Origin of the sequence: Baaleninema simplex PCC 7105, assembly GCF_000332355.1 — a bacterium.
In the GTDB taxonomy this organism is placed as follows: Bacteria; Cyanobacteriota; Cyanobacteriia; order Cyanobacteriales; family Geitlerinemataceae; genus Baaleninema; species Baaleninema simplex.
In genome coordinates, this window is the sequence record NZ_KB235959.1 from 210,188 (window position 1) to 236,611 (window position 26,424).

General features: G+C 50.1%; 20 protein-coding genes, 1 tRNA gene and 1 pseudogene. 15 read left to right on the forward strand and 7 right to left on the reverse strand.

Annotation, left to right across the window (positions count from 1 at the left end; genetic code table 11):
- Positions 1–81 precede the first annotated feature (81 nt).
- Positions 82–1,518 carry a serine/threonine-protein kinase gene (locus GEI7105_RS0120815; RefSeq protein WP_017662348.1) on the reverse strand — a complete coding sequence of 479 codons (1,437 nt, stop codon included), beginning with the start codon at positions 1,516–1,518 and terminating at the stop codon, positions 82–84.
- A gap of 300 nt (positions 1,519–1,818) precedes the next feature.
- Here GEI7105_RS0120815 and GEI7105_RS0120820 point away from each other — a divergent pair.
- Together GEI7105_RS0120820 and GEI7105_RS0120830 are read left to right on the forward strand one after the other, a co-directional pair.
- A tRNA-Leu gene (locus GEI7105_RS0120820) sits at positions 1,819–1,903 on the forward strand.
- A 931-nt stretch (positions 1,904–2,834) separates the two neighbouring features.
- Positions 2,835–4,775: a DNRLRE domain-containing protein gene (locus GEI7105_RS0120830; protein WP_017662350.1), complete on the forward strand. Its 1,941-nt coding sequence runs from the start codon at positions 2,835–2,837 to the stop codon at positions 4,773–4,775.
- On the opposite strand, the gene GEI7105_RS38685 is transcribed toward GEI7105_RS0120830, so the two are convergent.
- Positions 4,764–4,901, reverse strand: coding sequence for a hypothetical protein (locus GEI7105_RS38685; protein WP_158413240.1), 138 nt, complete (start codon positions 4,899–4,901; stop codon positions 4,764–4,766). The genes GEI7105_RS0120830 and GEI7105_RS38685 overlap by 12 nt on opposite strands.
- A gap of 162 nt (positions 4,902–5,063) precedes the next feature.
- Here GEI7105_RS38685 and GEI7105_RS33770 point away from each other — a divergent pair, with 162 nt between their 5' ends.
- Positions 5,064–7,085: a sensor histidine kinase gene (locus tag GEI7105_RS33770; RefSeq protein WP_017662351.1), complete on the forward strand. Its 2,022-nt coding sequence runs from the start codon at positions 5,064–5,066 to the stop codon at positions 7,083–7,085.
- A gap of 115 nt (positions 7,086–7,200) precedes the next feature.
- Here GEI7105_RS33770 and GEI7105_RS0120840 read toward each other — a convergent pair whose 3' ends face one another.
- Positions 7,201–8,406, reverse strand: a complete 1,206-nt coding sequence (locus GEI7105_RS0120840) for a glycosyltransferase (protein WP_017662352.1) — start codon at positions 8,404–8,406, stop codon at positions 7,201–7,203.
- A gap of 191 nt (positions 8,407–8,597) precedes the next feature.
- Here GEI7105_RS0120840 and GEI7105_RS0120845 point away from each other — a divergent pair, with 191 nt between their 5' ends.
- From GEI7105_RS0120845 to bioD, 6 genes are all read left to right on the forward strand, one after another.
- Complete coding sequence (locus GEI7105_RS0120845; protein ID WP_017662353.1) at positions 8,598–9,218, forward strand: serine O-acetyltransferase; 621 nt, start codon at positions 8,598–8,600, stop codon at positions 9,216–9,218.
- 15 nt (positions 9,219–9,233) lie between these two features.
- Positions 9,234–10,904 carry a hormogonium polysaccharide biosynthesis protein HpsL gene (gene hpsL, locus GEI7105_RS0120850; RefSeq protein ID WP_017662354.1) on the forward strand — a complete coding sequence of 557 codons (1,671 nt, stop codon included), beginning with the start codon at positions 9,234–9,236 and terminating at the stop codon, positions 10,902–10,904.
- Positions 10,905–11,002: 98 nt separating this feature from the next.
- The gene (hpsN, locus tag GEI7105_RS0120855) at positions 11,003–11,986 is read left to right on the forward strand and encodes a hormogonium polysaccharide biosynthesis glycosyltransferase HpsN (RefSeq protein WP_017662355.1); all 984 of its coding nucleotides are present in this window, start codon (positions 11,003–11,005) and stop codon (positions 11,984–11,986) included.
- Positions 11,987–12,021: 35 nt separating this feature from the next.
- Positions 12,022–13,179, forward strand: a complete 1,158-nt coding sequence (locus GEI7105_RS0120860; RefSeq protein ID WP_026097831.1) for a glycosyltransferase family 4 protein — start codon at positions 12,022–12,024, stop codon at positions 13,177–13,179.
- 16 nt (positions 13,180–13,195) lie between these two features.
- Positions 13,196–14,365, forward strand: coding sequence for a hormogonium polysaccharide biosynthesis glycosyltransferase HpsO (gene hpsO / locus GEI7105_RS0120865; RefSeq protein ID WP_017662357.1), 1,170 nt, complete (start codon positions 13,196–13,198; stop codon positions 14,363–14,365).
- A 47-nt stretch (positions 14,366–14,412) separates the two neighbouring features.
- The gene (gene bioD / locus GEI7105_RS0120870; RefSeq protein ID WP_017662358.1) at positions 14,413–15,105 is read left to right on the forward strand and encodes a dethiobiotin synthase; all 693 of its coding nucleotides are present in this window, start codon (positions 14,413–14,415) and stop codon (positions 15,103–15,105) included.
- A 64-nt stretch (positions 15,106–15,169) separates the two neighbouring features.
- Here bioD and argZ read toward each other — a convergent pair whose 3' ends face one another.
- Positions 15,170–17,272: a bifunctional arginine dihydrolase/ornithine cyclodeaminase gene (gene argZ, locus GEI7105_RS0120875; RefSeq protein WP_017662359.1), complete on the reverse strand. Its 2,103-nt coding sequence runs from the start codon at positions 17,270–17,272 to the stop codon at positions 15,170–15,172.
- A 320-nt stretch (positions 17,273–17,592) separates the two neighbouring features.
- Here argZ and GEI7105_RS0120885 point away from each other — a divergent pair, with 320 nt between their 5' ends.
- Positions 17,593–18,705 carry an NAD(P)/FAD-dependent oxidoreductase gene (locus GEI7105_RS0120885; protein ID WP_202804455.1) on the forward strand — a complete coding sequence of 371 codons (1,113 nt, stop codon included), beginning with the start codon at positions 17,593–17,595 and terminating at the stop codon, positions 18,703–18,705.
- A gap of 74 nt (positions 18,706–18,779) precedes the next feature.
- Here the strand turns inward: GEI7105_RS0120885 and GEI7105_RS38690 are convergent, their stop codons facing one another.
- A complete protein-coding gene (locus tag GEI7105_RS38690) occupies positions 18,780–18,917 on the reverse strand; it encodes a hypothetical protein (RefSeq protein WP_158413241.1) in 138 nt (45 codons plus the stop codon).
- 24 nt (positions 18,918–18,941) lie between these two features.
- Between GEI7105_RS38690 and GEI7105_RS0120890 the strand changes: the two genes are divergently transcribed.
- From GEI7105_RS0120890 to GEI7105_RS0120905, 4 genes and pseudogenes are all read left to right on the forward strand, one after another.
- The gene (locus GEI7105_RS0120890) at positions 18,942–19,283 is read left to right on the forward strand and encodes a histidine triad nucleotide-binding protein (RefSeq protein WP_026097832.1); all 342 of its coding nucleotides are present in this window, start codon (positions 18,942–18,944) and stop codon (positions 19,281–19,283) included.
- 123 nt (positions 19,284–19,406) lie between these two features.
- The gene (gene psbA / locus GEI7105_RS0120895; RefSeq protein ID WP_017662363.1) at positions 19,407–20,468 is read left to right on the forward strand and encodes a photosystem II reaction center subunit D1; all 1,062 of its coding nucleotides are present in this window, start codon (positions 19,407–19,409) and stop codon (positions 20,466–20,468) included.
- A 219-nt stretch (positions 20,469–20,687) separates the two neighbouring features.
- Positions 20,688–21,291, forward strand: a pseudogene (locus GEI7105_RS31695) (IS607 family transposase).
- A gap of 37 nt (positions 21,292–21,328) precedes the next feature.
- Positions 21,329–22,354 carry an RNA-guided endonuclease InsQ/TnpB family protein gene (locus tag GEI7105_RS0120905; RefSeq protein ID WP_051044218.1) on the forward strand — a complete coding sequence of 342 codons (1,026 nt, stop codon included), beginning with the start codon at positions 21,329–21,331 and terminating at the stop codon, positions 22,352–22,354.
- A 41-nt stretch (positions 22,355–22,395) separates the two neighbouring features.
- Here the strand turns inward: GEI7105_RS0120905 and GEI7105_RS0120910 are convergent, their stop codons facing one another.
- Positions 22,396–24,765 carry an ATP-dependent helicase gene (locus GEI7105_RS0120910; protein WP_017662365.1) on the reverse strand — a complete coding sequence of 790 codons (2,370 nt, stop codon included), beginning with the start codon at positions 24,763–24,765 and terminating at the stop codon, positions 22,396–22,398.
- 92 nt (positions 24,766–24,857) lie between these two features.
- On the opposite strand from GEI7105_RS0120910, the gene pip reads away from it, so the two are divergent.
- On the forward strand, positions 24,858–25,805 hold the full coding sequence (gene pip, locus GEI7105_RS0120915; protein ID WP_017662366.1) for a prolyl aminopeptidase: 948 nt from the start codon (positions 24,858–24,860) through the stop codon (positions 25,803–25,805).
- 353 nt (positions 25,806–26,158) lie between these two features.
- Here pip and GEI7105_RS37700 read toward each other — a convergent pair.
- On the reverse strand, positions 26,159–26,424 hold a 266-nt coding region (locus tag GEI7105_RS37700), incomplete at its 5' end, for a transposase (protein ID WP_017662367.1).

Here is a 26,424-nt window from a genome sequence, read left to right on the forward strand (position 1 = left end):
TCTAAATTGCTACGATGGAAGATAAAAAATATTGTAATCAATTTGGATTGAGTTGGAATCCAGTCTCAAGGTTCGACTCAGCTATAAATTTTCCTCGTATTCGGCGAATTTATCGGACAACGCCGCCATATGTCGCCATAATTCTAATCCTCCCGCCCAGGTTCGCGAGGGGAGATGACCGACAGGCGCTCTCAGATTGAATTTGAAGGTTTGAGAGGGCGATCGCGATTTGGCTACCGGCCACCCCACGCGATCGCAAAACTCAGGATAGTCGCGATCGACCCCTTCGTAAATCTGTCGTTGAACGCTAAACCCAAACTTGCGGTTGGAGTACTTCACCCACAGGCGATCGATCGTCTGCAAATCCTCACAAGGAAGTTTGGCGATTTCTCGATAGGCGAGATATCCCGCCGTCGAACGACGCACTAGAAAACACAGCAATTTATGCGTCAGGCGATCGCTATCTTTCCACTTCCGCTTCACCAGCAAATCTCGCAGTTCTGTATAATCGACCCCGACTTCAGAAATTAAGCGATCGGGAGTCTTGGGAACCGGACGCAACAGTGTATCGAGGATCGATCGCTTGGGAGGAGGCGCGAGTTTTCCTTTCGGATGGGATTTGACGGGTTTCGGTTGCAGCGGTTGTAAGTCTTGCAACATTGCTTTCGCAGATCGATAGCGTCGTTCGAGAGGAGTTTCGATCGCTTTATCCAACACCAACCCCAGTTGTGGCGAAATGCGAACGCCGTTGGGGAGAAACTGACGCCAACGCCAACACCCGCGAACGATGTCGTAAAGTTCCATCGGAAGCATTCCCGTCAGCAACCGCAGACAAGTCACGCCGAGACAGTAAATATCGGTGGCGGGAAACGCCTGACCCCGCATTTGTTCGGGAGCCATGTATTCAGGACTTCCGATCGCCGTTCCGGTTTGCAATAACGCCGTTTCCGTAACAACCTTCGCCACGCCGAAATCGATGAGGACGAATTCGTTGCTATCCCGCCGCCGCATGATGTTTTGGGGTTTGACGTCCCGGTGAATCGCCTGTCTTTCGTGGACGTATTGCAACACGGGAAGTAAATTTTCGAGGAGTTGGCGAATTTGGACTTCGCTAAAGGTTCCTTTTTCTTTGAGTTCGTCAGCGAGGGTTTCTCCGTCGATCCACTCTTGCACGAGATAGAGTTGGTTGTCTTGCTCGAAATGTGCCAGAAGTGTGGGAATTTGGGGATGTTGACCGAGATTGTCCAGGCTGACGGCTTCGCGATCGAACAGTTCGAGCATCTTTTTCCCGATGGGAGAGTCGCGATCGAACGGATGGAGTTGTTTGACGACGCAATGGGGTTTGGAGGGAAGATCTTCGTCAACGGCGAGGTACGTTTTACCAAATCCCCCCTGTCCGATAGGTTTGAGAACGCGGTAGCGATCGCGCAACAGCAGCTTCGTTCCGCAATTCGTGCAAAAATCACCGTCACCGGGGTTGCGGGGTTGGGTGCAGTAAGGATTGATGCAGTGACTCATCGTTGTTTGTTGTCCGTGGCGATCGCTCTCCTCGCTCGTCTGTCATAACACAGTTGGAATAGTTGACAGGTGGCCGTTGATGTCGTTTTAACGGATACGGTATTCTCGAGAACGACTCGGTGTTTTCGGACTCTGTCTTCTTTGGAGATGGGGAAGCGAGGGCGTTTGGGAAGCGATCGTGATTTTCGATCGTTCTGGGATACTTCACTAACATTTTTGCCAAAAGGGGTTGCCAAAATCTTCTCAAAACTGTTTTAATAGAGAGATATGCGCGTAACGCGCAAACCGAAGAACGGATTCGGGGGTGTGGCGGAATGGTAGACGCTACGGACTTAAAATCCGTTGACTGGTGACAGTCGTGTGGGTTCAAGTCCCACCACCCCCATTTACAGTAAGCCGCAAACAGTGAGCATCGAGCAGTTTTGAGCGACTGTTACGGTTTGTGTATTGTTGCGATTAGAAGTTAAACGCTGTCGATCGAGCGTAAAATTTAGGCTGTGTTTTAGGCTTGCGGTGTTTGTGGACATCGATGCGCGAATCGAGCAGGACAACGCATTGCTTAAATTTGGACATATGGGTGCGATCGCCCTGACCCGCATCAGATCGGGGCGTTTTGCATAAACGTCTTACGGGAAAGCTGCGCTCGTACAAACGATCGGAGAATCGCTCCAACGGAGAGAGAGCGCACTGTAGCGGAATTTTCTAACGAGCCGAGTTGAGTCTGTTGCGGTTGTCGTTCCTTCGCCAGACCTTAAAGATTAAAAATTAACATATAGACAGTCAATGCGATCGCCAAACAGTCAGAATATTTTTTAAAAAATTAGCGATCGCTCACACACATTAGCCCAAAATATTCATAGTCAGCAGACTGGTTTTGGAGTGAGCTTTTTAGAGAAAAACACTTGACAAAAATGCGAATAAAGGTAACGATTTTCGATCGGCTTAAATTGTCCGTGATAGAGTTGTCGCGTAAGGAAAAGATACTTAGACTTAAGCCATTAAAGCTCGATGAAAGGCTTTTGTTTAGTATAACAATTTAGGTAATATAAAGTTATTTTTGTTATATTTTTTAATTTTTGAAATGCAAAAATTACCTAAATTAAATAAATTGAAAATAAACTGCGATCGCTGAGTTCGATACAAATTCAACAAATCGGTAGATCGTAAAACAAAATCACAAACTATAAAGCTACACCAAAAAAACAACAAAATCGAAATCTCACAACATCTTAAAAAACCTAAAAGCCATACAAGTCAGACGAAAAAAACAAACAAAATCGAAAGACATCCTATCGAAAAAAGAGGGGGGTTACATCATGAATACACTCACCTTCGATTTAGACTTTACGACACAAGACCAAAGCCCTTGGCACAATGGAGATGCATTTAATTTTTTAGACAGCCGATTTCTGGGGGTAGATTGGGACAAAACACTATCCCAAAAAATCGGATCTAAAAATATCTTCATCCGACCTTCCATTGCCAGTACTGGAAAAATTGGTTTGCAGTCTGATTTACAAATTCAGGGCGGTCTTGTCAACGCATCGCTCCCTGTCGATTTATGGATTCAAGTTCCCGATCTCGTTAAATCGGGAGATTTGGTGACAATTAAATCGGGGTTTGTGTTAGATAATGCAGCTACGTTTTCAACCTTGAGTCCAGATGCTTCCTATTCTCTCGATGCAATTTTTGGCATGAATGCAGAAGCCAGCATCGCCGGAAAAGCACTCTTCAAACGCTCTCAGTTTGACTGGAAAATCTTTGATTGGAATTTACCTGAAAAAACGACCGATCTTGTCGATATCAATGCAGCAGGTAGTGACATTAAAATTCCCTTAAACGATTTTGGTAATATTGAATTGCGCCTACCAAAAATCGACACAACAGGGAATTTGACTGCTCCAAATACACTCTCGTCATCAGGAAGCGATACTTTTCTTGAAGCAGAACTTGACTTAGACGGTATCGCGACTACGATCCTTCAAAAAGTTGGCGTTCCAGTTCCTCCGCTCGAAAAACAATGGTCTAAGGAATTTTTTGGAGGATTCATTAAATTAGGCGGTGGCTACAACCTTTTAGACGTTGATATTTTACCCGAACTCAACTTCAGTCAAGACTTCAATTTGACCACAGAGGCACTGTCGGGAAATTTGACGCTAGAAAATGGGGATGTTCTCAATTTCGAGATCGGACAAGATTTGACGTTTGCCGTTCCCGATGGCGTCGGTGACACGTTAGAGCTAGATGCTGTTCTCGACCTAGACACGGACTTCACGAATACGACCACGCTAGGCTACGATGTCGATTTGGGTTTAGAAGCGTTGTCTTTAAACGGACAAGTCAAAATTGATTTCAAACGGTTGAAAGACATCGATCGAAGCTTCAGTTTAGGACCTGCCTTGAAGAAACGCTACAACTTGTTAGACGGAGACGTTATCGATGTCTACGATCGCACGTTCGATCTAGGAGGTTTAAACTCCCAAACCTTGAGCTTTAATATTCCAGTTGAAGAAGGAACGCAACCGCCTGCCAATTCGCTGACTCTCGGCGCATCCGCCGATACCTATATTCGTACCGATCTCGATATCAGGCGCAACGATAACTACGGGAAGCAACACTTTATTTCAGTGGGAACCTCTCGCGGAGGTGGAGGGATTCCTTTTGGACATCCTGATGCCATACGATCGCTCGTCCGCTTCGATTTCGACGAAGCGTTTGAAGATCCTCCCGATGCGATCTCCAAAGCCACGTTAGAGCTAACCATTCAAGATTTTAGTGACGGTTCCAACTCCGATCGCTATACCGTAGACGTCCATCACATCGATCCCTTAACGGGAATGGAAAACGGCGATGGAGGGTATGGAGAAGGTGGAACCTGGAACGAAGGAAATGGCTTTGAAGGCTCTCCCGCACCGAGCGGAGCAGTCGATCCCGATACCGCATTTGGCGTAGCTTGGATGGGTGGTGGAATCGATGGCGAAAATAACGAAACTCAGCCCGATTTCGATTCCCTCATTGTTGCGAGTGCCACGATCGATCACAACGTTCACACCATTGGAGACGTAATTCGTTGGGACGTTACGCCACTGGTTCGAGATTGGCTCGACGGAACCGTTCCCAATCATGGAATGATGCTCGTTGACGAAACGCAAAATCCAGATAACTCGTTCCGAGCCGTTCAGTTTGGCTCGCGCGAAGGTCTCTCCTCGGGCTTACCGAATGCTGTGGCAGAACCCAAATTAATTTTAGAGTGGTAGTCGAACGACGCGGGCGATCGAGTGCGATCGCCCGCCATATTGAGAAGTGTCTCGGCGTGCCAAAGCGAGCCAGAACCGTAGAGGTTGGGGCTTGAGATGGCGCGATCGTGCCGCTACGACATCCACCCCCCACTTTGTCAGCGAAGATAGCGGACAATATCTTGTGTGTCCTCTCGTTTCACGATCGCCTTCTACATCATGACCGTATCAGAGCTTCAAGCGCTACGGGTTAGTGAAACAGGAGGCGTATAGTGAAGTAAGACCAATTCGTGTTTTCCCTAGGAGGGTATGTCCGCTTTTTGGCAAACGAGACGACAACTCGGGTGGCGTATTGTGGCGTTAGCTGCGGTTTATGCCGTCGTAACGTCCTCGATCTCCTCGATTCCGAGCGATCTTGTCAAAACAGCACTGGTTGGTGTTCCTCCGGGTCTGGCGTTGGCGGCTCTCCTCCTACAATCGCGATCGCTGTGGGTGGGGGTATTGCTGGGGGCGCTGGTTAGCGTGTGGTTTCAGGAGTTACCCCCCGCACTCGCCCTCGAATGGGCGTTCAGTCAAGCCTTACAAGCCTGGTTGGGGGCAACGTTGCTGACGAGCATGAAATTTCGGACGACCCTAGAACGATTGCGGGACATTGGAGGACTGGTCGTTTTAGGCGGTATCTTGGCAACCTTCGTCAGTACCACTCTCGATGCGACGGCGATCGCGGGATGGGGTAACAGCGAGCAGTTTCGCTCTTGGGAACTGTGGTGGACGCTGTGGTTGGGAAAAGCCACAGGAATCGTCACGGTTACACCTGTCTTTCTCGCCTTAGTCGATCGCCGCTACGATTTGCGATTGGGGGGGGTGCAGCGAGGACGCCGATGGCGCAAACTCGAAATCCTCGCAGTGTTCTTACTAACGGTAGCGGTGGGGTGGGTGGTGTTCTGTTCGCGAACGCGAACCTCGAACTACACCGTTCCGTTGGAATACTTGCCGTTTCCCATTTCCATGTGGGCGGCGTTGCGTTTCGGTAAACGGGGAACTGTTTTAATTAACCTGACGATCGCCACCATGGCCGTCTGGGGAATCGCCCGCAACAGCAGCCCGTTTCTCATCGCAAACGTAGGAGCCGCACAGTCGATCTTATCGTTGCAGGTGTTCGTCGCCACGATCGCCGTTACCTCCCTCGTACTGGCCACGGAAATCGCCGGACGCCAACGAGCCGAACTGTCGTTAAAACAAAGTCAAGCACGACTGGCAAACGCCCAACGCATCGCCGAATTGGGAAGTTGGGATTTCGATCGCCTCACACACGAAATGCGATGGTCCGAGCGAACGTACCAAATTTTTGGCTGCGTTCCCGAGTCGTTTCGTCCCTCCCGCCAAGCTTTGATGCAGTTCGTTAGCCCCGACGATCGCGATCGCGTCGAGGAAGCCTACACAGCCATGTTGTTAGAGCGAAAACCGTTCTGTCTCGATTACCAAATTCAAACTTGCTTTGGGGAAGAACGCATCGTGCGCGAACGAGCGGAATGTCGAGAACTCTATGCCATCGGAACGTTGCAAGACGTGACCGAACTCAAGCGATCGGAAGAACTGCTGCAAGCCAAGGAAGCCGCCGAGGCCGCCAACCGCGCCAAAAGTGCCTTTCTCGCCAACATGAGTCACGAGTTACGAACGCCCCTCAACGCCATCATCGGGTATAGCGAACTTCTCCAAGAAGAAGTCACCGATTTCGGCGATCTCGAACTCGTTGAAGACGTGCGCCGCATTCACGAAGCAGGACGTCACCTGTTGGCACTGATCGGCGATATTTTAGATGTCTCCAAAATCGAGTCGGGTCACGCCGAGGTGCAGATCGAACCGCTCGATTTACCCACACTGCTCGACGAAGTGGCGGTCAAAGTGATGCCGTCGGTGTTGGAAAATAACAACGTTCTGCACGTCTGCTGTGCGGAGAACATCGCCGAGTTGTACGCGGATGGGGTGCGAGTTCACCAAATTTTGTCGAACCTATTAAGCAACGCGACGAAATTTACCCGCGACGGCACGATTTGGCTGACGGTCGATGAAATCACCGAAAAGACCCCCGAACGCATTCGCTTTCAAGTCATCGATACGGGAATTGGCATCGATCCCGAGGAACACGATCGCATCTTCGATCCGTTTTTTCAAGCAGACACCTCCAGTACTCGGCAACATGGCGGAACCGGACTGGGACTGTCACTCGCCCGCCAGTTTGCCGAACGCATGGGGGGAACTCTCACCGTCGAGAGCGAATTAGGAAAAGGAGCGACGTTTACGCTGGAGTTACCGCTTTCTACCAGGTGAACATCACCAGTCGCCAGTTAAGACAGGGAACAGGGAATCGGGAACAGGGAACAGGGAATCGGGAACAGTGTCTCCCTTTCTCCCCCTCTCCCCCTCTCCCCCTCTCCCTTTCTCCTCACCGCACGTCTGTCACGCGCCAGTTGAGTTTTAAGTTAATCCAGAAGTTCCAAAAGGTGACGAGGGCGATCGCCGTTAATTTCGCGATGTATTCGTTGACGCCTAACAGATTAAACAGCAGGTTGACGATCGCCACGTTCAACATCAACCCCGCTAGACAAACTGCGTTAAATTTCAGAAATCGCTTGAACCGCTTGCGCCATCCCCGTTGTCGGCCAGACAAATCGGCAAACGTCCACAAGTCGTTCCACAAAAAATTATTGAAAATCGCGACTTCCGCCGACAAAACGGCACTGCGGGTCAGTCCCCACCCCAAACCGTCGCGCAGCAGGTAAAACACGGCTAAATCGACGAACACGCCGCTCGATCCCACGACGCCGAAACGCAGAAATCGCGCCAGGGGAAACAGATCGACGCGCAGTCTTAGCAGGTGTTGTAAGTATTCGAGATACTGCTTCGCGGTGACTTTGCTTTCACCTTCGTTGCGTTCTTGGAAGACGTACCCCACTTCGCCAATCCAGCGAATGTCGCCCCGTCCGAGAACTTCGATGAGGATTTTGTAACCGACGGGATCGAGGGGTTTTCCGGCGATCGCATCTCGACGCACCATGAAAAAGCCACTCATGGGATCGCTGACGCGGCCCACCACACCGGGAAGCAGAACTAAACCGATCAGTTGCGCCCCGCGAGAGAGGAACCGCCGCGTGAGACTCCAATCGCTGACGCCGCCACCTTCGACGTGACGACTGGCGACAGCGAGATCGGCCCCGCGATCGATCTCCGCCCACAAATTCACCAGCACTTCCGGGGGATGTTGTAAATCGGCATCGATGACAGCTAAGATTTCGCCTCGGGCCGCTTGCCAGCCTCGGATTACGGCAGTGGAGAGTCCCCGTTCGTGGCAGCGGCGGATCGATCGCAGTTGGGGATAGGTTTCGGCGAGGCGATCGGCCAGTTCCCAGGTGCGATCGCGACTGTCGTCGTCCACCACGATCAGTTCGTAATCGTCAGGAATCAGGCGATCGAGCAGTTGTATCAGACGTTCGACCAGTTGGCGAAGGTTGCGGCGTTCGTTGTAAGTCGGAACGACGAGGGAGAGCTTGAGGGGAACGGCGATCGCCGTGCGATCGCTCGGATAGATCCGCAACCCCGCTTCGGGAAACGGCGGCAGAACCTCGATCTCAGAAATCTTGGGTTGGGACATGACCGGGCGTAGTGGGCAAAACACGGATACAACCATACCAAACCCAGACCGTTCTCGGAACAAATTCCCCGCGTCTTCGAGGTTGGCAGGAAGCAAAGTCACCGAGCTATAGTGGAATCGGTTTTGGAGACAGCTCGGTAGCAAACGCCGAGCTTGCCACTTTCAAACGCAACCCGGCACTTCCCCCCACCATGAAATCAGTTTTCAAAGGCATTCTCTCGACCCTATCGTTACTTTGGGTGTCGCCGTTACTGGTTCTGTTTGGGTTGAGTGCCGATCGCGATACGATTCGCTACGATACGAAATGCTGGATCGAAAATCTCGATCGCCCCAATCGATCGCCCCTCGTCAACCTCCTCTATTTACTCGCCAAACATCCTGAATTCCGAAATCTGTTCTATCACCGCATCTTTCAAAGTAACCTGCTTTCCCGAATTGTTCTAGCACTGCTGAAGATCGTTTACCGTCCCTGTCCTTATCTATTTATCGACAACTCCAGCAAAATCGGGTCGGGACTGTTCCTCCAACACGGGTTCAGCACGATTATCATGGCGGATATGGGCGAAAACTGCTGGGTCAACCAACAAGTGACGATCGGCTATAAAGACCGCAGCGGACGCCCTTCGATCGGAAATAACGTCCGGATTACAGCGGGCGCGAAAGTCTTAGGTAACATAAAAGTCGGAGATAACGTTGTCGTGGGAGCGAATGCGGTTGTCGTTAAAAACGTTCCTGCCAACTGTGTTGTTGTTGGGGTGCCGGCTTACATTGTCAAACGCGATGGTGTAAAAGTCAACGAACCACTGGTGTAGTTTCTTGTTCGGACGATGCCCGGTAAAAAATCGAAGAAATCGAAACAGAAAAAAGGTCAGACTCCTCCCAATCCTAACGAGCCAGTTCTGAGTAAAAAAGAACTCGCCGCGCAAAAACGCAAGCAAGCCAAGGAACGTAAGGAACTAATTCAAACCTTCGTGACTGCTGCTGTAGTGGGTGGAATTATTGGTATCGCCCTATTTTTCGTCAAAAATGAAAAACTCGCCATTGCTGGAGGCGGCGGGATTATTGCTTTGTGGATGTCTTATAAATATCCATTTCTCGCTCTCTGGGTATTTATTATTTATATGCCATTTGCTGGAACAATCACCTATTGGATTGGCGGAGGAAATGCTTTATTTCAACTTGCAAAAGATGGCTTTGCATTTCCGGCAATTTTTGCAATTTGGCAGATTCTCAAAAAACAACGAAAACCCTTTATTATCCCGAAATCTCTCAAGACTCCTCTCACGATATTGATGGGAATTCTTGCTATAACCTTTCTCGGCACGAACGTCGCTCAGCAATTTTCAGACACGCCAGGCGAACAACCTATTGCAATGGGGATTCTCGGATTTAAAGTATTTTTAGGATATCTTCCTTTGATTACTTGCACCTATCATCTTCTTAAAGATAAAAAAGATTTTTTACGGTTTACTCGACTGCACGTAATCTTAGTAATCATTTGCTGTTTCCTGGGATTGGTTCAGTATATGATGCTGTCCTCGGGAATTTGTAAGGGAACCGATCACTTGACGGGAGACGATTTATTTAAAGCAACACTCGATGCGAAATGCTTGGTCGGGGGGTCGTTAGTTTTCAGCCCCTCACAAAATATGATTCGTCTACCGGGAACTTTTGTCGCGCCCTGGCAGTGGGCTTGGTTTTTAATTGGAAATATTTTCTTTACGTTTGCTTCGGCGTTTAGCGATCCGTCTCTAATTTGGCAGCTAATTAGTTTTCTGGGAATGGCTTTTGTGTTTATTAACGCCGTGATTTCAGGACAGCGAATTGCACTGTTACTTGTGCCGACAATTACGATTATTTTACTGGTTCTCACGGGGCAACTTTCTAAGCCCCAACGATCTATCCCGATTGTTGGGGGAATTGGCGTACTGATCGTTTTGGGAATGATTTTATTCCCCGATGTCATTCAAGGACGGATCGAAAGTACGGTTTCTCGATGGCAAGCATCGCCACCCACGGAGTTTATCGCACACCAAGCCGAGTTTACGTCAAAAGGTCAGAGTGGTATCCTCGGTCACGGACTCGGACGTGCGACAAATTCAGCCCGAATGTTTGGGGATACGGCGTTAATTGAAACCTATTATCCTAAACTGTTGTACGAAATCGGTCCGATCGGGGTGTTAGGATTTCTCGGGGTGGTTACGTCCATCACGATTTCAAGTTTTAAAATTTGGCGATCGCTCAAAGAAAAACACTTCCGAAGCTATGCCGCCTGTTTCTGGGTCTTTATCTTTTTTATCAGCTATCAAACCTATTACTATCCCCTCGATGTCGATCCAGTTGCTGTTTATTATTGGATGGTGGTCGGGGCGATGTTACGACTTCCCGAACTCGAAGAAAAAGAGCTAGAACGACTAGCCGCACTCGAGGAGTTAGAAGACCAAGATCCAAAACAACGCAAAAAGAAAGCACGACAAAAAAAAGTGACTGCTAAGTAAAGATTGACGGTTCTTTTTTGAAGAAATGCCTTTAAAAAGATTCTTCAGTTTTAGTTACGTTTTGCGTATAGTACGGTTATGTTTAGGAGTTGCTCGCTGTGAACTTGCCTTCGATTTCGGTTGTTATCCCCACCTATCGCCGCGAAGCTGCGTTGCGGGATACGATCGCCGACGTTCTCAAACAAGATTATCCCGACTTTGAAGCGATCGTCGTCGATCAAACGCCCACTCACGAACCTGAAACAGAACGCTATCTTCAAGAACTCGCTGAAGCGAGTAAAATTCACTGGTATCGCGTGGATTGGGCGAGTCTTCCCGGTGCGCGAAATTATGCAGTTCGTCGTGCTACGGGAGACGTTATCGTGTTTATTGACGACGACGTGAAACTCGAACCGAACTATTTACAAACTCACGCCAGAAATTACATCGATCGCCCAGAAATTGGTGCTGTCGCCGGACGGGTTTTCGATCGCATGAAACTCGCCGACTCTGGGGGCGCTCTCAAAATTCAACAACTCCCCCCGGAAGCAATGGATCCCGGTATCGCGTGGTATTACATCGATTTAGTTCACACGGTCGAACCCCAGCAAGTTCTCTCGGCGCGAGGTTGTAATATGTCGTTTCGTCGGGAGGTTTTCGACAAGTTCGGCTTGCAATTCGACGAACGCTATCGCGGAAGTGCGGTTCGCGAAGAATCGGATTTTTGTTTGCGGTTCCGTAAAACCGGCTTTCAAATTTGGTACGATCCCGATGCCTCTTTAATTCACCTAGGAGAAGAAACGGGAGGCTGTCACGATATCAGTACGAAATCCGTTCAGTACCAAATTACATTTTATCACAATCACTTTTTTATGGGGCTTCATAATTTAACGTTCGGACAGTGTTTGCGCTTTTTTGCCAAGCTGTTTGACTGTCACGTTCTCGGACATCCCCCTTGTAATAAAAGTGGTTCTCCCCTCAAGGTGTTAGTCCGGTTTGGATTTTACGCGATGGGATTTTTGAAAGCCCTCAAAACTTGGATTCAATCGCTTTGGGACGACGGACAAATTTACAGTCGTCAAGACGATTTAACCAGTGCGTAGGGTGGATGAGACCCCTTTTATTGAGAGGAGCGATCGTGAAACGAATTATCTATGCGGGGAACCAGCGCATGATTCGACCCAACAGCCCCTGCGACTCCAAATATCAAATTATCAGAACCGTTGCGTTTCCGGCCGGACGCTACCCGTTCAGTCGTCTTTGGTCGCCATTTGGCTGTTTGTCCGCCTGGAAACCCACGTTTAAACGGTACGATATGGTTCATGCTTTTAACAGCATTCCTTATATAAACCGACCGTTTGTGGTGAGTTTCGAGCGAATTTTACCGTTGATGTCCGTCAGTTCCGATCGTCCGCTTGCAAAGTTTTTTTACGAACGATTGCGCGATCGCCTCGCTCGCAACAACTGCTATCGAATTATCGCACTTTCAGATTGGGCGAAACAACGATTTCTCGAACAGCATCGAGATTGGAACGAGAGCGATCGAATCTCCCCTAAAATTGTCACCGTTCACCCGAGTTTTCCGATTCGCGTCGAGTCTCCTAAGCGTTACGATCGCACCCAACCGTTACAGTGTATGTTTATCGGCCGTCATTTCGCGAGAAAAGGAGGGATCGTCGCTCTACGAGTTGCTAAAAAAGCGTTAGAGTTAAATTTACCGCTTCACCTGCACGTCGTTTCTCAACTCAAATTGGGAAGAGGCGTTCCAACTGATTTTCCCGATCGCGATCGCTACAAAAACGATTTACAACTTTTAGACTTAGAAAACGTGACGTTTTACGGTATAGTCGGAAACTCAAAAGTCTTCGAGCTTTTAACGCAAAGCCACTTTCAAATCATGGCCACCCTCAACGATACTTACGGTTTCAGCATCATAGAAGGATTTACCACAGCCACACCAGCCATTACGACGAATATTAGTGCGTTACCCGAGTTTGTCAAAGACGGTGAAACCGGATATTTAATAGAAGTCGATCGCACTCCTCAAAATACTTGGAAAAACCCATTTTACGGACGAGAATCTAAAGACGAATACTGGAATTTTATCGACGGTGTCTACGATCGCCTTGCCGAAAATGTTCTAGAAAGACTAAAGACTTTTTGGGAGGACGATAATTGTTCTGAAACTTACGAAAGATTAAGTACGGGAGCGTTAGAGCGAGCAAAAACCCACCACGACGAGCAAAAAACCAGTCGATTCTACGATCGAATGTACGATGAAGCTATGTCGTCTTGATATTAATTAAAAAATCATGAGAATTGTCGTCGCCAGTCATACCTATATCGTAGATCTCAATCGAGAAAAGCTGCGAGAACTCGCCAACCTCGCCCCCGATGTCGAAGTAACGGTGGTGGTTCCCAAACGCTGGAAACCCGGCGGAGTTCAAAATCGCGTCGTCGAAAGCGAACCGCTAGACGAAGGAGCGTTTCGCGTGGTTCCGCTATCGAATTTTAGTCAAAACCAACAGGGACTGTTAACCTTTGGCTGGGATTTAGTAGACCTATTGCGTCAGTTTCGTCCTCAAATTATTCAAGTCGAACAAGGGGCGAAAGCGTTGGGATATGCCCAAACCATTACCCTTAATAAATTGCTCGGCTTGAAGGCGAAAAACGTCTTTTTTACCTGGTGGAACATTCCCTATACGCTGAAGTTTCCTGTATCGCTGTTGGAAAAGTACAATCTCAGCAACACGGACGGAGCGATTACGGGAAATCAAGATGGGGCGGAAATCCTGCGCGATCGCGGCTACAACGGGCCGATTACGGTACTTCCTCAATTGGGCGTTGACGAAACCCTATTTCGTCCCCAAGAGGTATCCAATCTGCGCCAACAACTCGGACTCGAACCCACAGATTTCGTGGTGGGTTTCGTGGGACGGTTCGTTGAAGAAAAGGGCTTGTTAACGCTGTGTCAGGCGTTAGAAGGATTGCGCGATCGCCCGTGGAAATGGGTACTTCTCGGACGAGGCGTGCTGAAGGAATCTCTAGAACTCTGGGTTAAAGAAAATCAGTTTGAAGACCGGGTGATTTTCGTCGAAAGCGTTCCTCACGACGAAGTATATCGCTATATCAATTTACTCAACACGCTGGTTTTACCCTCAGAAACCACCTATAAATTCAAAACCCTTTCGTCGGTGGGGTGGAAAGAACAGTTCGGCCACGTTCTCATCGAAGCCATGTCCTGTCGCGTTCCGCTTATCGGTTCCGATTCGGGGGAAATTCCCTATGTCATCGACGAGACGGGTTGGGTGTTTCCTGAAGGAAACGCCGAAAAATTGCGGGAATGTTTGGTAACGTTGATGGACGATCCCGAATTGGCGAAACAGAAAGCCCAGCAGGGATTCGATCGCGCCATGAAACGCTATACGAACCGCGCGATCGCCCAGCAGCAACTCGAGTTTTACCAACAACTCCTCGGCTGAACCCCGTACAATCGTAAATCGTGATATTTAGGGATGATTTGGGTTTCATGGCTGAGATTCGATCGCACGCACTCTCGATCGCGGGAACGGATACCGATGCGGGAAAAACTGTCTTGACCGCCGCATTGGTCGCCTATTGGCGCAAATATCGCCCCGATCGCTCCTTGGGGTTGATGAAGCCGCTACAGTCGGGAACCGGCGATCGCGAGTTTTTTACGGAAGTCTTTGACCTCGACCAAAGCCCGGAATCCATTACACCGCAATATCTTCAAGCGCCTTTAGCACCTCCTCTCGCCGCCGAAAAAGAAGGGCGAACCATCGATCTCGCTGTCGTCTGGCGCGAACTCCAACACCTTCGCCAACAGCGAGATTTCTGTCTGGTGGAGTTTTTGGGCGGTTTGGGATCTCCCGTTACCCGAGAACTCACCGTGGCGGATTTGGCGCGAGATTGGCGTTTACCGACGCTGTTAGTCGTTCCGGTGAAGTTGGGGTCGATTTCCCATGCGGTGGCGAACGTCGCCTTGGCGCGTCAGATGAAGGTGGATTTACGGGGAATCGTCCTGAACTGCGTCGAACCTCGGACGGAGGAGGATATCGCCAAGTGGACGCCGAAGGATTTAATCGAATCGCTGACTCAGGTTCCGGTGTTGGGGTGCATTCCTTATTTGGAGAACGTTAAGGATACAGAAAAACTGGCCGCGATCGCAGCCAGTTTGGATTTAGAAACGATGTGGGGGTAAATTCGCCACAGAGACGTTCACCACAGAGACACAGAGGACACAGAGAAGGGAGTTTTAGGGCGATTTACACCGCTAACGGACTGGTGAGACGTTCGAGTTGTTTCACCAACAGACTCAGGAACAAGCCGACATCGGTAACGACGCCGGTAGATTCGACCGAACCGCGATCGCTCAGTTTCGTGACCACCGCCGGGTTGATGTCCACGCAGACCATCTTCACGCCCGAGGGCGTCATGTTTCCGACCCCGATCGAATGCAGCATCGTCGAAAGCATTAGAATCATATCGGTGTTTTCGATAACGCGGGCGTACTGCACTTGGGCTTTAATCAAGTCCATTTCCGTGTCGGGAAGCGGTCCGTCGTCGCGAATCGACCCGGCGAGAACGAAGGGAACGTCATGTTTCACGCATTCGTACATCACGCCGTTGGTAATAATTCCGGCTTCGACAGCGTTGGCGATGCTTCCGTGACGGCGAATCGTGTTGATGACGTTGAGGTGGTGGCGGTGTCCGCCGCGAACGGCGACGCCCCGTTTCATGTCCACCCCGAGGGAGGTTCCCAGCATCGACTGTTCGATATCGTGGACGGCGATCGCGTTTCCGCCGAGAAGTCCTTGGATGTAGCCTTCGCGAATCAGCCAGGAGAGGTGTTCTGCGCCGCCGGTGTGGATGACGACCGGCCCTGCGGTGACGACGACTTTACCGCCGCGATCGCGAATGCGCCGCAGTTCCCAGGCTACTTGTTCGACGACTAACTCCACGCGACGCTCGCTGGAAACCCCAGCCGACATAAAGCTGAACTCTTGAGATCCCCGTTGTTCGCGAGATTCGGGTTTGCGAACGGTGCGGATTCCAGCGATGTTGACGACGACTTTCTCGCCCAATTCGAGATCTCGTAAAATTTTGCACTGGGCGACGAGGCCGTTTTCGGTTTCGCGAACGGCGATCGCGCCGTCCATCCGTTGGTTGTGGACGCGCACCCACTGGCCGTTCATCCGAACTTCTGTCGGATAAATGGTCGTGACGTAGAAGTCGTCGGGGGCGACACCCGCTTGAACGACGGGTTCGAGTTGGGCGTCTCGTTCGTCTTCAGGGAGAGACACCGCCCCCAAGTCGATGAGTTGGGCGACGATTTCTTCCATCACGGCGCTGGAAGGCGCGGACACGTGAACTTCCGCCGAGGAGGTGCTTTGACGCTGTGCGCCCAGGTCGAAGTTCTGGACTTTGAAGCTTCCGCCACCTTCGACGATTAAATCCAGGGCGCGGTTGATAATTCCGGCGTCGAGAAGATGACCTTGGAGGGTAAGGGTTTTTGAGACGATCGAATCGGTCGCGCCAACGTCGCAGGCGATGGGTTCGGTGGTGCGTAATGTCAGACATTTGGCTGCACCCCCGGCTTTTAGGAATTCGTTGAGGGGCGTTTCGATGACGGTAAAGCCTACTTCGGCGAGTCTGGCTTTGAGGTCGTCGCTGGTTTGGTTCATCACCACCACGTCGTTGACGTTGACGGCGTTACAGGCGAAGTTTACGGCGTCGGGTTCGTCGATGGCGATGCGTTTTTCCGCCGGAACCCGCATTTCGATCAGGCGGTTGGAGTAGAAGTCGAAGGCGGGAGGGTAATAGAGGAGATAGCCGTTAGCTAGGGGACAAAAGCAGGTATCGAGGTGGTAGAAGCGATCGTCTACCAGTTGTAGCGACAGTACCTCGATGTCCAGCCACTTGGCCAGGTAGGGGTGAGAGTCGAGTTCGGAACGGAAGCCGTATCCCGCCCACAGCCAGCGTCCTTCGCGATCGAGCAGGGCGTCTCCCGCCCCTTCAAAGGGGAGGTCTTTTGGGAGTTCGTGGACGGTGAAGCCGTTCTTTTCAAACCAGCGTTTGAAGTGGGGTTCTTCGCCTTGGCGTTCGGGGTGATAGAAGCGACTCAGAACGACGTTGGTTCCGAGGACGAGGCCGGCGTTGGCGGTGAACACCATATCCGGCCAGCCTTTTTCGGGTTCGACGAGATCGACGATCGCGCGATCTTTGAGGATGTTATAGAGTCCTTCCCATTGAGTTTCGGCGCGATCTCGGGACGAACGATGGATGTTTCCTTCCATCCAGGGGTTGATAACGTAGTCCACATCGTAATGATGGGGCGGACACATGAGGATGCGAATCGAGTCGGTCATAACGGTATTTACACCTTAGGAGGGTTGCGATCGAGGGTGGTTGCAGGAATTCTCGAAATTCTCGCGCTGGACTCGGTTTCGCAGGTGCGACGCACGACTTTCGCGAACGATAATTCGGAGGGTTGAAAACTCTCGTTCGATCGCGTAAAGGTTTAAGAAACGAGCCAACTTTTAATCTTATTACAGGACAGAGTTGGCAAACTGTAAATAGCAAACGGTTGTTGAGAGCGATCGCAGTTTGTAAGAGGTGGAAAATTTCTCGAAATTGAGGGATTTGAGGGTTTAATCTAGATTATCTGACATTGTTAGAGGGTGATAACATTATGCGAATTGCGATTGTGGGGTGCGGGATCGTTGGGGCTGCGATCGCCTACGAATTGAGCCGAGTTTCGGGGTTCGAGATTACGGTATTCGAGACAGAAAATCCGGCGTCGGGTTCGACGGGGGCGGCGTTGGGGGTTTTGATGGGGGCGATTAGCCAGAAAAAGCCGAAAAGTCGCGCTTGGAAACTTCGAGAGGCGAGTTTGCGACGCTATGAAACGTTAATTCCCGAGTTGGAAGCGAAACTCGATCGCCCGATTCCCCGCAACGATAACGGCGTGTTGAAGTTGTGTTTTCCGGGGGAGAATTTGGAAAAATGGGAAAAGTTAGCGCAAGTCCGTCGAGAACAGGGGTTTCCGTTGGAGATTTGGTCGCCCGAAGCGGTGAAGTCTCGATATCCGAAAATTGAAACCGCAGCGATCGCGGCGGCGGTGTATTCTCCTCAAGACCGACAGATTCAGCCGATTCCGCTCGCTCGGGCGTTGGTAGAGGCGGCTAGAGGCCACGGCGTCCGTTTCGTGTTCGGTGCGACGGTGATGGAAGCGGAAATAGAAACTGGCGAAACGCGCTGTTGTCGCACGCTTATATATAAGGATGCGAACGACGAGACGCGACAACATTCGACAGATTGGGTCGTGGTGTCGGCGGGATTGGGTTCGACGCCGTTTTCTCAGAGGTTGCGAGAACCGGTGACGATTCAGCCGGTGTTGGGACAGGCGATCGAGTTGGCGATCGCGCTTCCGTCAGAGTATCCGGTCGTGACCGCCAACGACGTACATTTGGTGTCGGTGGGGGAAGGACGCGCTTGGGTGGGGGCGACGGTGGAGTTTCCCGACGCGAAGGGGTATGTGATTCCCGATCCGCGTGGGTTACAAATGCTGAAATCTGAGGCGATGCGGTTTTATCCAGAGTTGGTTGAGGCTGCGATCGCGCGTCAGTGGCAGGGGTTGCGGCCGCGGCCGGTCGATCGCAGCGCCCCCGTCATCGGGACGTTACCAGGATACGACAACGTCGTTTTGGCGACGGGACATTATCGAAATGGCGTGTTATTAGCACCGGCGACAGCAGAGGCGGTTTGTATGTTACTCTTGAATAACCATTCAGCTATTTAAGAATATATAGATGAATGTATAAAAATGTAACGACTTTTTAAGGAAGTCACCGCCATCGACGTCTCATATTCATCTCAGACTGGCTTAAAAATGAGAGCGATCGCACGATCGGGAGGAGCCACAGAACCCGTTAACAGCAGCGATCGCCGGGAATTATTAACGACTGTAACGAGACTGCGATCGGCACTGACCGGGTGTTCTACTGTGGTCAACAGTTCCGTAACGAGCGTTTAACCATGACAGATACGATATTTGGGAAGATCGTACGCAAAGAAATCCCAGCAGATATCGTCTACGAGGACGACTTATGCCTCGCATTCCGCGACATTGCGCCCCAAGCGCCGACTCACATCCTCGTAATCCCTAAAAAGTCTCTATCCAGCCTTGCAGATGCCCAAGAGAGCGATCGCGACCTGCTCGGACACCTGCTGCTGACTGCCAATCAGATCGCCCAACAAGAAGGACTCTCTCAGGGATACCGAACCGTCGTTAATACAGGTGCCGAAGCCGGTCAAACCGTGTTCCACCTTCACGTTCACGTTCTCGGAGGTCGTCCGATGGAGTGGCCGCCCGGCTGATTCTTAAAAATTTTCGCCACAACCCTTTACAACCCGAAACAATTGCGTTAATATAATTTACAAGCGAGATACATAAATCATTCTTCTCGCGCCGAACCACATACAACGCAATAATTCATACCTATGACGACCACATTACAGCAACGCGAATCCGCGTCTCTGTGGTCTCGGTTCTGCGAGTGGGTCACTAGCACCAGCAACCGCCTTTATATCGGCTGGTTCGGTGTTCTCATGATCCCCACCCTGCTGACCGCGACTACCTGCTACATCATCGCGTTCATCGCTGCTCCTCCCGTGGACATCGATGGTATCCGCGAACCCGTTGCCGGGTCTCTGATGTACGGAAACAACATCATCTCTGGTGCTGTTGTTCCGTCTTCTAACGCGATCGGACTTCACTTTTACCCGATCTGGGAAGCTGCCAGCCTCGACGAATGGCTGTACAACGGCGGTCCTTACCAGCTCGTCATCCTTCACTTCCTCATTGGCGTTTTCTGCTACATGGGTCGTGAATGGGAACTGAGCTACCGCCTCGGTATGCGTCCCTGGATCTGCGTGGCTTACTCCGCGCCGGTGGCCGCTGCTACGGCTGTGTTCCTGATCTACCCCATCGGTCAAGGTTCTTTCTCCGATGGTATGCCTCTGGGCATTTCGGGAACCTTCAACTTCATGTTGGTCTTCCAAGCCGAACACAACATCCTGATGCACCCCTTCCACATGCTCGGTGTGGCTGGCGTCTTCGGCGGTGCTTTGTTCTCGGCAATGCACGGTTCTCTCGTCACCTCTTCCTTGGTGCGTGAAACCACCGAAAACGAGTCGCAAAACTACGGCTACAAATTCGGTCAAGAAGAAGAAACCTACAACATCGTTGCAGCTCACGGCTACTTCGGTCGCCTGATCTTCCAATACGCCTCCTTCAACAACAGCCGTTCCTTGCACTTCTTCTTAGGTGCTTGGCCGGTGGTCGGTATCTGGTTCACCTCTTTGGGAATCAGCACCATGGCGTTCAACCTCAACGGATTCAACTTCAACCAATCCGTTCTCGACAGCCAAGGTCGTGTTATCAACACCTGGGCTGACGTGATCAACCGTGCCAACTTGGGTATGGAAGTCATGCACGAGCGCAACGCTCACAACTTCCCCCTCGACTTGGCAGCTACCGAAGCTCCTTCCATCAACGGCTAATCATAGCCTCTGGAAGTTAGCGCAAACGGTTTAGCTAACTAAAATTACAAAAAAGCGTCCTCTTCGGAGGGCGCTTTTTTGTTGGAAAATTTCCGTAAAGTCAGCTCGACTATTCCCTTCCTCCTCCCGAGCTAAACGATTCCCTGGGGTTGAAGACAGAGTGGAAATTTCTCACTAAAGTTACTCAACCCTATTCATTTCTTATACTAAAATAACTATATGCGTAAATTTAGGATTTCCGAAGCCGCAAAAATAAAAGGAGTATCGCCATCTACATTAAGACGTTGGGAGTCAGAAGGGAAATTAATCCCTGAGCGCACAGCGTCGGGTCATCGGAGATACGACCTGTCTCAACTGCTTGGTGTTGAATCTTATAAAGCGTACACAATTGGTTATGCACGAGTCAGCAGCCACGACCAAAAACAAGACTTAGCACGTCAAAAAGAAATTATTGAATTGTTCTGCGCTCAAAATGGTTGGGAGCATGAAATCATCCAAGACTTAGGCTCTGGGATGAATTACAGTAAGCCTGGATTAAAGCGTCTTCTGAGGTTAATCACATAGGCGTGAAATTGACAGACTGGTTCTTACCCATAAGGATAGGTTGCTTAGATTCGGCGCTGAACTTGTATTTAGCCTCTGTGAGCAGTTTGGGGTAGAAATTGTAATCATAAATCGTACTGAGGATACCAGTTTTGAGGAAGACTTAGCCAATGATGTTCTGGAAATCATTACCGTGTTTTCTGCTCGTCTTTATGGCAGCCGCAGTCACAAGAACAAAAAAATTGTTGAGGAGTTAAAAAAAGTCAGTGAAGAGTTTTAAGACGAAGCTGAACTTAAATAACCGACAACGAACGCTCATGGCGAAACACGCCGGAGTCGCTCGACACGCTTGGAATTGGGGACTTGCCACCTGTAAGGAAATTTATGAGGCAGGAGGTAAACTGCCCACAGCCATAGACTTACACAAAAAATTAGTAGCGGAGGTAAAGAGTCAGAATCCTTGGTACTACGAGGTATCGAAATGTGCGCCGCAAGAAGCCTTGCGCCATCTAAATAAGGCATTTAAACGGTTTTGGAACGTTAAGGGAACAGGTTTTCCCAAATTCAAAAAAAAGAACGTCAAGGATAGTTTTTACCTTGAAGGAAGTATTAGAATTTCTGGAAATCGGCTAAAACTCCCCCGAATTGGATGGGTAAAAAGCTATGAACAGTTGCCTCCAGTAAATCCTAAAAACGTCACAATAAGTAAACGTGCAGGGGACTGGTATATTGCTTTCAAAATTAATGTTGAACCCAAGTCAACCCCCAAAGTAAGAGAGCGTATCGGGGTAGATATTGGAATCAATACCCTAGCCACTCTGAGTGATGGTAAAACTTATCCCAACCCCAAAGCCTATCGCCAGGCCAAGAAAAAACTAGCCCAACTCCAAAAAGAGCTTTGCCGTCGTCAAAAAGGAGGTAAAAACCGAGAAAAGACCAAACTCAAGCTGGCTAAAGCCCATAGACGCATCGCGGATATTAGAGCAGACCATCTACACAAGTTAACAACTTACTTAGCCAAGAACCACAGCGAAGTAAAAATTGAAGACTTGAATGTGTCAGGGATGCTCAAGAATCATTGTCTGGCGAGTGCGATCGCTGATGGTGGTTTCTATGAATTTCGTCGTCAGCTTGAGTACAAATGTTATGGGTATGGAAGCAAGTTGACACTCATTGACCAATGGTATCCCAGTTCACAAATTTGCTCGAACTGCCACCATAAACAAAAGATGCCACTAGAGAAAAGACAATACGATTGTCCTAACTGCGGCATCTCTATCGATCGTGATTTAAACGCAGCGATTAATTTGGAATGTGCGGATAGCTCGGCCGTTCAAGCCTAGTGATGGAAAGGTCTCCGAAGATCCAAGCTAGGAACTGAACATCAAATGATTAAGTTTGAGTAAGTTTTAGAGAGCGGAAAGCGCTGTTGTAACGCCACAAATGCCGGACAGGGTTCTTTTTTCTGAAAGTTTTCGATTTTACTCCAGGTAAACGGGGCTTCCTGCGCCGCCGCCATCCACAGCAACCGTTTCGCCCGTGTCATCGCCACGTACAACAAACGAAACTCCTCTGCGATTTTTAACCGTTCTGCCATTTGCCAATATTGAAGCGGCGAATCGAAGGGCGAAAACCCTCCTCTCTCATCGGCGCGATGCCAGATCTCATCGGCGCGATGCCAGAGATACTGACGAATTTGCGCTCGCGCTACTTCTTCGAGGGAAAAGCTTCCGAGAAACTGTGTCTGTGGCAACACGCGCAAACTGCCGGGAATCGTATCTGTTTGCAGAAACGGCAAAAATACCACGTCCCAGTCTAACCCTTTGGCTTTGTGCATGGTGATGACCGTCAGTTGACCCGATCGCGTGTATTTCGACTCTGCATCTTCGGTTTCGACCGGCTCGAACCGTTCCGCATTGACAATTTCGCTGAGAACTTCGATATAGCCCGGTAACGACATTCGATCGACGGTATCTCGCAGCACCCGTTCGGCGAGTTTGTCGGCGGTAGCGAGTTCGGTGTCTTCGTATCGCAGCGTCATTCCCAAAAACGAGATCAGATGGGTTTGGGGTAATTCCAACCGCGCCCCGAGCAAGTTACAGCAAAATTTCTTGGCTTGACGGACTTCTGGAGACGGAAGCGGATCGAGAGCGGTGGGATATAGAAACCGTTCGGGAAAACTGGCGAGAGCGTCGAGATCTTGTCGTGGGATGAGTTTGCGTTCGACGAAGACGCTGAGTGCGGCTTTGAGGTTGTCTGGGGAGTGAGGGCGATCGAGAAATTGCAATAAGATCAGGATTTCCGCTGGCACCCGCGAGAGGCGTTCCTGTTCGCCGACATCGTAAACTGAGATGCGATCGCCGTAAATTTGTCGTAGCGTCGTCGAGACGAAGCGTCCCTGGTCGTTAGTTCGAACCAACACCGCCGCCGATCGGTCGTTTTCCTCGTCGAATAGCTTTAAAATCCGTTGTCCGATGCGATCGACCGTATCTTCGACCGTTGGGGGTTGGTGGAGCTCTAAGCCTCCATCGAGAGCGTCGGGGTTGGCGTTTTGTTGGGGATCGTCGGCGGCGACGGGGCGAATCTGTTGCGGCTCGAAGGGTAAGTCTTCCGGGTCGTCCGGTGCTTCGCCCCATTTTCCCTGACGCCAGCGATCGTTAATCCACTCGAGAACGAAATTCGCCGCCTCCATAATAATGGCGCTACTGCGTCCGGCGCGATCGATCGCGGCCAGACGGCCGTTCAAATTGCAATCGTGACAAAACCGACGGAAATACACGGGATCGGCGGGGGTAAACGTCGAGTTGATAGCTTGGTTGGGATCGCCGACACGCACTAAGTTCGGGGACGCCGTTCCATCGGGATCGCTAGCGAGGCGTTTGAGGAGTTTCGTCTGTAGCGGTGAAGAGTCCTGCGCCTCATCCTCGAACACGCCGAAAATGTGAGTTTGCCAAAGTTTGCGGGCGCTCTCGTCCTCCAAAACCCGCAATGCCGCTAAAATCGTATCGTCGTAGTCGATCGCTCGGTTTTCGTGCAGTAAGCGATCGTATTCCCGATATAAATATGCTGCAATTTCCAAAATGTCGTAAGCATCGGGAATCATATCGCTCAGTTGCGAGAGTTGTTCGGGTTGTAATCCCGAGGATTTTGCCTCCCGAATCACCGTATCCGCCAAGTTGGGCAATACTTCCGTTCGTAACACCGACTGACGCCGCAAGCGTTCGGCTTCTTCCCCGTCGAATTGCGTTCCTTCAACGAGACGGCGGTACTGGAGGGGATAGCGATCGATCCACTGCTCGACGCACTGACGGATAATACGATGGCTTTGGTTGACTTGCACGATCGAAACGTCGTCGAAATCCAGTCCCGCCAGTTCCCGGTGACGCAGGGCGATTTTGAGTGCTAAGCCGTGAAGCGTGTAGACGGAGAAGCCCCACTGGGGAAGTTTGAGATTTTTGAGATGGTTGCGAATCTTGACTTTAATGTTGGCCGCGGCCGATCGCGTAAACGTGACCACTGCAATTTGACGGTGGGCGTTAAGCTGGTTGCGAGCGATGGCGATCGCGGCGGCGGCGGCCATTCCCGTGGATTTTCCCGAACCGGGAACCGCCGAAACTGCCAACGATCCCCCCTGCCAGTCTGCCATTTCTCGTTGTCCGGGGCGAAGTCCGTCGCGAATTTTCTGAAGTTGGCGATCGCGCCAAACCTCAGTTTTTTCTTGCAGCGTTAGGCTTTGGGAATCGGCAGAAGTCATAACCAGTATATGTACGTCAGTGAAAAAACGGGTGACGATCGTATTCTTTTGAGTGTATCGTTTATCTTCTGTAGCCTGCTTTCCTCAATTTCATGAGAGAACTTTACCCCCCCATCGAACCTTATAATACTGGAACCTTGAAGGTGTCCGAACTTCACACCATTTATTACGAAGAGTGCGGCAATCCCGAGGGCAAACCGGCTGTTTTTCTGCACGGCGGCCCCGGTGGCGGTTCGATTCCGAGTTATCGCCAATATTTCAATCCGGAAAAATGGCGTTTGATTTTGTTCGATCAGCGAGGATGCGGTCGCAGTCAACCCCATGCAGAATTGCGAGAAAACACGACATGGGATCTCGTCGGCGATATCGAACGGTTGCGCGAGAGGTTAGGGATCGAAACCTGGACTGTTTTTGGCGGAAGTTGGGGAAGCACCCTTGCGTTGAGCTATGCTGAAACCCACCCCGAACGCTGTGCGGGGTTGATTTTACGCGGCATTTTTATGTTGCGTCAGAAGGAATTGCGCTGGTTTTATCAAGAGGGTGCGAGTTATATTTTTCCCGAGGCTTGGGAAGACTATTTGAAACCGATTCCAGAAGCCGAACGCGATGATTTGATGCAGGCATATTACAAGCGGTTGACGAGTCCCAACAAACGAGTTCGGCTGAAAGCGGCTCGAGCTTGGGCGATTTGGGAAGGCAGTACGAGCAAGTTATTCCCCGATCCCAACGTCAAGAAAAAATTCGGTCGCGAAGGGTTTGCTGAAGCGTTCGCTCGAATTGAGTGTCATTATTTTGTCAATCGAGGCTTTTTTAAAAGCAAAGAACAGTTGTTAGAAAATGTCGATCGCATCCGTCACATTCCCACGTTTATCGTACAGGGACGTTATGATATCGTTTGCCCGATGCAGTCTGCGTGGGAGTTACATAAGGCGTTTCCTGAAGCAGAGTTCGTGGTGATTCCCGATGCCGGACATTCGGTGAGCGAATCGGGAATTCTCAGTGCGTTGGTGGACGCGACGGATAAATTCAGCAAGTTGTAAGGTGTAAAATCTAGAGGTTTGGGTGGGCGATGCCCACCTGCGATCGCTTTTCCAAAACGCAAAACTCAGGTAAAGGTTTTTTGAAAATATACCAGAGGAAATCGCTAAAATAGACGCGATCGATGTTGAGTTTATTTCAATTTTTCACGAGCATAAAAATTGGAATCTAAAACCCTTATTTTTTAGGTTCATTTAACTTTGGTAAAAATATGAGTCTGGGGTAGGTTGGACTTCGGATTCGCTCAGTCCATGGGTGGAGCGATCGCGAAACTCAACAGCAGCGAAATTAAGTAGGGTTTGCTGAAAAAGTTATCAAAAGCTGGGGGTGGAAAATGAACAAGAAGCCGTCTTACTCAAGGTATAAATCTGAATTGACTTAACTCGTCCACTTTATAAGTTACAATAATATTTCTCGACAAAATTATGAAGTTTGGGAAAAATTGACACAAAAAAAGACAGTAAAACTGCCTCAGCAGCTTCACCAGGTTCATCACTAAAAAGGTCAGAGCGATGGAGGTTTCCGAAGTATTAGGCAGTTTAGCCATAACACGACTTAAGCTGAATCTTCTTTTGGCTTGTCCAAATTTCCCCTCGATTGCATTACGAATGCGCTCATCTT